General features: G+C 35.8%; 2 protein-coding genes. Both read right to left on the bottom strand.

Annotated elements, in window-relative coordinates; all coding sequences use genetic code 11:
* Positions 1–160 precede the first annotated feature (160 nt).
* Complete coding sequence (locus tag FOT98_RS30505) at positions 161–1009, bottom strand: ThiF family adenylyltransferase (protein ID WP_000029261.1); 849 nt, start codon at positions 1007–1009, stop codon at positions 161–163.
* A 12-nt stretch (positions 1010–1021) separates the two neighbouring features.
* Positions 1022–1252, bottom strand: a 231-nt coding sequence (locus FOT98_RS30500) for a hypothetical protein (protein ID WP_144291232.1), incomplete at its 5' end; no start/stop codon positions are given.

Here is a 1252-nt window from a genome sequence, read left to right as displayed (position 1 = left end):
TTCGGAATCTTGCTTTGATAAATCAAGTACAGATACAACGGTATACTGTTTATATTGGTAGTATTGTAGAACACCATTACACATGTTTGTTGGTGTTAAACTGTGTTGTAATTGAGTGGAATCTAATTGATACACTCTCATCTTGTCCCCTCCTATATCATTACCCCTCAATTGGTGCAGCTTTCATAAAAGCCTTTTGAGCCTGGAAAATGATATAGTGATTCGATACGGTACCTTCATCAAAGAGTTCGTTAACGAATTGAGCAACAGTCATGGCAGCGAACTTATTGGTAATAACGCGCTGTGGTTCTGAAGCAGCTAATTCGGAACAACTTAATTGACTTGGAGCCGTTTCTTTTTTCGTAAATGCATCCGGAAATAAATCACCAAGCGGTGAAAGAATGACCTCGCCATTCAATTTAACTCCACATACTGCTTGTCCGTTATAACCACTGTTTTTATAATCAGCTATTTGTTGAGGTGTCCAATGTCTTTTATTTACTTCTCTCCAATTATCAGGAACGGTTACAGCTGTATTCCCTACATCGATGTAAAGAAGATTATCCGATTGATGGAAGAATTGATGAAAGATCTCACGAGAAAACATATTATCTACTGCTCCAATTACAATTGGCAGATACAAGTAGTCGTCTTTATGTTGTTTTTTTAATAAATCATATTTATTACCAAACAACTGCTGCATTGTTTCTATGTCTTCTATGTACTGTGAAGTAAAGGAAGAGATAGGAACGTTATAGCCAGCTTTATATCGACGAGCCAGTACTTCTGCTTTGTATTTACCAACATCAGGTCGAATAAAGAGTTGATTTCCAAGGTTTTTTTCTTCAACCGTGTCTGGATCTGCAACTACAATTTCGCCATCCAATTGAAAAATACTCATCATTTGAGCAATATGTTGTAAAATTAATCCTCCGTTTCCTCCAGCACCTACTAATACAATATGTGGTACAATCTTTTTTCCTTCTGCAATATCAATAACAATACTCATTTTTATAGCCCCCTATTTTTCTTTTGATAGTGTATTCTCTAAATTTCGTAGAAATGGAATCGATAAATTTGTAATCCTATGCACGGTATACAAGTCAAATGAATGCATCACTAGTATCGATGCAGCATAAATGACTCCTTCCTCTTGCACAATGCCTACAACATATTGAAGTAAATTCAACTGCACAACAAGCGTATCTACATATTCTTGATGTGTGTCTAAATCAATATGAGTATTCTTCCT

The sequence above is a fragment of the Bacillus sp. HY001 genome (assembly GCF_007558965.1).
GTDB classification, from domain to species: Bacteria; Bacillota; Bacilli; order Bacillales; family Bacillaceae_G; genus Bacillus_A; species Bacillus_A mobilis.
Note: the sequence above shows the minus strand (reverse complement) of the source record. Positions and strands in the feature narration are given on the sequence as shown.

What these genes read in the sequence shown, in the direction of transcription:
- FOT98_RS30505 (WP_000029261.1), bottom strand. Translation starts at nt 1,009, where the DNA reads ATGAGTATTGTTATTGATATTGCAGAAGGAAAAAAGATTGTACCACAT.